General features: G+C 69.9%; 2 protein-coding genes and 2 pseudogenes. 3 read left to right on the top strand and 1 reads right to left on the bottom strand.

Features of this window, described 5'->3' with window-relative positions:
• The first annotated feature begins 142 nt into the window (after positions 1 to 142).
• The 3 genes and pseudogenes from lepA to KUM32_RS45325 all read left to right on the top strand — a co-directional run.
• On the top strand, positions 143 to 2,011 hold the full coding sequence (lepA, locus tag KUM32_RS17815) for a translation elongation factor 4 (protein ID WP_217142902.1): 1,869 nt from the start codon (positions 143 to 145) through the stop codon (positions 2,009 to 2,011).
• A gap of 285 nt (positions 2,012 to 2,296) precedes the next feature.
• Complete coding sequence (locus KUM32_RS17810) at positions 2,297 to 4,174, top strand: long-chain fatty acid--CoA ligase (protein WP_217142901.1); 1,878 nt, start codon at positions 2,297 to 2,299, stop codon at positions 4,172 to 4,174.
• A gap of 116 nt (positions 4,175 to 4,290) precedes the next feature.
• Positions 4,291 to 4,839, top strand: a pseudogene (locus KUM32_RS45325) (ATP-binding protein); the annotation flags it as partial.
• Positions 4,840 to 5,001: 162 nt separating this feature from the next.
• Here the strand turns inward: KUM32_RS45325 and KUM32_RS45320 are convergent.
• A pseudogene (locus tag KUM32_RS45320) lies at positions 5,002 to 5,304 on the bottom strand (DUF4573 domain-containing protein); the annotation flags it as partial.

Here is a 5,304-nt window from a genome sequence, read left to right as displayed (position 1 = left end):
GCACAGTCCCGGCCCGCCCCGAACCCGCCCTCAACCCCTCCCAAACCCATCCCAGCTCCCCACCCGTGGGACGATGGAGGCTACGTATCGATCCGACCCGAGACCGCAGACACTGCGGACGCCTCAAGAATCAGGACCCTGCGTGCCCGCGATCCCTAGCCATGTGCCCGAGCCGAGCCGTACCGACCCGGCTCTGATCCGCAATTTCTGCATCATCGCGCACATCGACCACGGCAAGTCCACGCTCGCCGACCGGATGCTCCAGCTGACCGGTGTGGTCGAGCAGCGGCAGATGCGCGCCCAGTACCTCGACCGCATGGACATCGAGCGCGAGCGCGGCATCACGATCAAGTCCCAGGCGGTGCGGTTGCCGTGGGCCCCCACCCACGACAAGAGCAGTACGCACATCCTCAACATGATCGACACCCCCGGGCACGTCGACTTCACCTACGAGGTCTCGCGGTCGCTCGCCGCGTGCGAGGGCACCATCCTCCTCGTCGACGCCGCCCAGGGCATCGAGGCCCAGACCCTCGCCAACCTCTACCTGGCGATGGAGAACGACCTCACGATCATCCCCGTGCTGAACAAGATCGACCTGCCGGCCGCGCAGCCCGAGAAGTTCGCCGAGGAGCTCGCCAACCTGGTCGGGTGCGACCCCGACGACGTGCTCAAGGTCTCCGCCAAGACCGGCCTCGGCGTCGACGCGCTGCTGGACAAGGTCGTCGCCGAGATCCCGGCTCCGGTCGGCGTCAAGGACGCCCCCGCCCGCGCGATGATCTTCGACTCCGTCTACGACTCCTACCGCGGTGTCGTGACGTACGTCCGTGTCATCGACGGCCAGCTCAACAAGCGCGAGCGCATCCGGATGATGTCCACCGGCGCCACGCACGAGCTGCTGGAGATCGGCACCAACTCGCCGGAGATGCTGTCCGCGGACGGTCTCGGCGTCGGCGAGGTGGGTTACCTGATCACCGGCGTGAAGGACGTCCGCCAGTCCAAGGTCGGTGACACCGTCACCAGCCAGCACAAGGGCGCCGAGGAGGCGCTCGGCGGCTACAAGGACCCCAGGCCGATGGTCTTCTCCGGCCTCTACCCGCTGGACGGGTCGGACTACCCCGAGCTGCGCGAGGCGCTGGACAAGCTCCAGCTCAACGACGCCGCCCTGGTCTACGAGCCGGAGACCTCCGCCGCCCTCGGCTTCGGTTTCCGCGTCGGTTTCCTGGGCCTGCTCCACCTCGACGTGATCCGCGAGCGGCTGGAGCGCGAGTTCGGCCTCGACCTGATCGCCACCGCGCCCAACGTGGTCTACCGCGTGGTGATGGAGGACGGCAGCGAGCACACCGTCACCAACCCGAGCGAGTTCCCCGAGGGCAAGATCAACGAGGTGTACGAGCCGGTCGTGCGCGCCACGATCCTCGCGCCGACCGAGTTCATCGGCTCGATCATGGAGCTGTGCCAGACCCGGCGCGGCACCCTGCTCGGCATGGACTACCTGTCCGAGGACCGGGTCGAGATCCGCTACACCCTGCCGCTCGCCGAGATCGTCTTCGACTTCTTCGACCAGCTCAAGTCGAAGACGCGTGGTTACGCCTCGCTGGACTACGAGCCCACCGGTGAGCAGACCTCCAGCCTGGTCAAGGTCGACATCCTGCTGCACGGCGACAAGGTGGACGCCTTCTCGGCGATCACGCACCGGGACCAGGCGTACGCGTACGGCGTGCGGCTCGTCGCCAAGCTCAAGGAGCTCATCCCGCGGCAGGCCTTCGAGGTGCCGGTCCAGGCCGCGATCGGCTCCCGGGTGATCGCCCGCGAGACCATCCGCGCCATCCGCAAGGACGTCCTCGCCAAGTGCTACGGCGGTGACATCTCCCGTAAGCGGAAGCTGCTGGAGAAGCAGAAGGAAGGCAAGAAGCGGATGAAGATGGTGGGTTCCGTGGAGGTTCCGCAGGAGGCCTTCATCGCGGTCCTGTCCAGTGACGACAGCGCGGGGTCGGGCAAGGCCAAGAAGTAACCACGCCGCCCTCCCGGCTCGCCGTGCCCACCCCGGCAGAACGGACACGAAGGGACCCGTCGTGCGCGAGCGCGGCGGGTCCCTCCGCATGTCACGGGTGGCTCTCGGTACGAAATGACAGGGCGCGGAGGCTTACGCGGGCGCCGGTCGCCCTCTACTCTGATGCCTGCCCGATAGTTACTCGTGAGTTAAACAACGCCTGTGCCACCACCAGAGAGTGAAACCAGCCGCACCTGATCCAGCCGCAACGAGCAGGCCGCACCGTCGCGGGCCCCGGAGGACGTCGTGAGCGACACACAGACACTGATCGAGAACCGTCCGCCCTCCGTGGCGGGACTCTTCCTGGAGCGGGTGGCGGCCACGCCGGACGCCGAGGCCTACCGCTACCCGGTGCCGCCGGCCGCGGGTGAGGGCCCGGACGACTGGAAGTCGCTCACCTGGGCGCAGGCCGCCGAGCGGGTCCACGCGATCGCGGCCGGTCTGATCGAACTCGGTCTGCAGCCCGAGCAGCGCGTGGCCCTGGCCTCCTCCACCCGCATCGAGTGGATCCTGGCCGACCTCGGCATCATGTGCGCGGGCGCGGCGACGACCACGGTCTATCCGCAGACCAACGCCGACGAGTCGGCGTACATCCTCTCCGACTCCGAGAGCAGGGTGCTCGTCGCGGAGGACGCCGCCCAGCTGGCCAAGGTCAGGGAGAAGCGCGCGGAGCTGCCCGACCTCACCCACGTCGTGGTGATCGACGCGACCGGTGCCGACACCGCCGAGGACTGGATCCTCACCCTCGACGAGCTGGAGCGCCGGGGCGCGGCCCGTCTGGAGACGGACCCGGAGCTGGTCGAGAAGCGGGTCGGCGCGCTCACCAAGGACCAGCTCGCGACCCTCATCTACACCTCCGGCACCACCGGCCGGCCCAAGGGTGTCCGCCTGCCGCACGACAACTGGTCGTACATGGCGAAGGCGATCGCCGCGACCGGCCTGGTCACCGAGGACGACGTGCAGTACCTGTGGCTGCCGCTGGCGCACGTCTTCGGCAAGGTGCTGACCTCCGGCCAGATCGAGGTCGGCCACGTCACCGCCGTCGACGGCCGGGTCGACAAGATCATCGAGAACCTGCCGGTCGTCCGGCCGACCTACATGGCGGCCGTCCCCCGCATCTTCGAGAAGGTCTACAACGGCGTCGCCGCCAAGGCCCGGGCCGGCGGCGGGGCGAAGTACAAGATCTTCCAGTGGGCGGCGGAGGTCGCCCGCGAGTACGCCAAGGTGACCCAGGACAACTTCAAGCGCACCGGCACGCGCACCGCGCCCTTCGGGCTCGCCACCAGGCACAGGGTGGCCGACGCCCTCGTGTACGCGAAGATCCGCGAGGCCTTCGGCGGGCAGCTGAGGGCCTGCGTGTCCGGTTCGGCCGCCCTCGCGCCGGAGATCGGGTACTTCTTCTCCGGCGCCGGCATCCACATCCTGGAGGGGTACGGCCTCACCGAGTCCTCCGCCGCGTCCTTCGTGAACCCCGGCGAGGCCTATCGCACCGGCACCGTCGGCAAGCCGCTGCCCGGCACCGAGGTGCGCATCGCGGACGACGGCGAGATCCTGCTGCGCGGCCCCGGCATCATGGAGGGCTACCACAAGCTTCCCGAGAAGACCGCCGAGGTCCTGGAGCCGGACGGCTGGTTCCACACCGGCGACATCGGCGAGCTCTCGCCCGACGGCTACCTGCGCATCACCGACCGCAAGAAGGACCTCATCAAGACCTCCGGCGGCAAGTACATCGCGCCCGCCGAGGTCGAGGGGCAGTTCAAGGCGGTGTGCCCGTACGTCTCCAACATCCTGGTCCACGGCGCCGACCGGAACTTCTGCACGGCGCTCATCGCCCTCGACGAGGTCGCGATCATGGAGTGGGCGAAGGAGAACGGCCTGGCGGGCACGTCGTACGCCGAGGTCGTCGTGGCGCCGGCGACGGTCGAGATGGTCGACGGCTACGTCAAGCAGCTCAACGAGGGCCTCCAGCGCTGGCAGACCATCAAGAAGTTCCGCCTGCTGCCCCGGGACCTGGACGTGGAGCACGGCGAGATCACGCCAAGTCTGAAGCTGAAGCGGCCGGTGGTGGAGCGGGAGTACAAGCACCTGATCGAGGAGATGTACGAGGGCTCGCGGGAGGCGTAGCGCATCGGCCGCTCGCATGGCCGGTGCTCGAAACGGGGCGTTTTCCGGCCGTCTTCGAACGTTCACCTAGCACGGTTCTCACCCTTGGCGGCCCACTTCGGTAACTCGGCGCTTATATGCGGGGTCGGTCTGTCACTCTGTCGGCAACGACTGCGAAGTATTCGCACGAGCTGCCCGGGGAGCCGTTCATGGGGGCCATTCCGACGCAACGGGAGACAGTCTCCTGTGCCGGTGGTGCGCACGCGCCCACTGCTGAGGCAACCGCCCAGGGGTGCGCGCGGGCGCGCGCCGTCCTGCTCGGCAGCCCCACGGCGCCGGCCGCCGCCCGCGCGGTGGTGCGGGCGGCGCTCGCCGACTGGACCGCGCGCGGCCTGCCCGGCACGGCCCGGCTGACCGAGCACCTCGCCGCCGACGCCCTGGCGGTCGTCAGCGAGCTGGTCACCAACGCCGTCGTGCACGCGGGCACCGACGTCGAGGTGGCCTGCCGGCTGGAGGACGCGGGCACGCTCGTCGTCGAGGCCACGGACTACCACCCCTCCCGCGCGCCGAGGGACGACGGCGACGACGAGACGCCGCACGAGACCCCCGAGTACGGGCGCGGGCTGCGGCTCGTCGCCGCGCTCTCGGAGGCGTGGGGCATCACGTACCGTCCGGGCACCAAGACCGTGTGGGCCCGGCTGCCGCTCGCGGAGACCGAGGTCGCCGGGCAGATCGAGGCGTACGCCGGCGCCCGTGCCCTCCGGCACACCGACTTCCCCGCCTCGGAGCCGTTGGGGGAGAGGCCGGGAGGCCCGGGGGGATCGCAGGGCGCGGGCGGTCCGGACGGGCGGGAGGAGGCCGGTGGCCCGCGCGGCTCGGAGGGGCCGGATCGATGGGCTGGGTCGGAGGGGCCGGATCGGTCGGACGGGTCGGCTGGGTCCGACGGGCTCCATGGCTTCGACGGGATCGGCGGGATCGGCGGGATCGGCGGGGCCGATGGGATCGGTGGGACTGACGGGCCACTTCGGTCTGACGGGCCGCTTCGGTCTGGCGAGACTGACGGGTCCCAAGGGCCCGGCGGATCCGAAGCGCCGCTTCGGACGGGAGGGCCGGGAGGGACGGGAGGGCCGGACAGCCCGGCAGTCCCCGGC

It is taken from the genome of Streptomyces sp. AC627_RSS907 (genome assembly GCF_019049165.1).
This window is presented reverse-complemented; position numbering and strand designations above follow the sequence as displayed.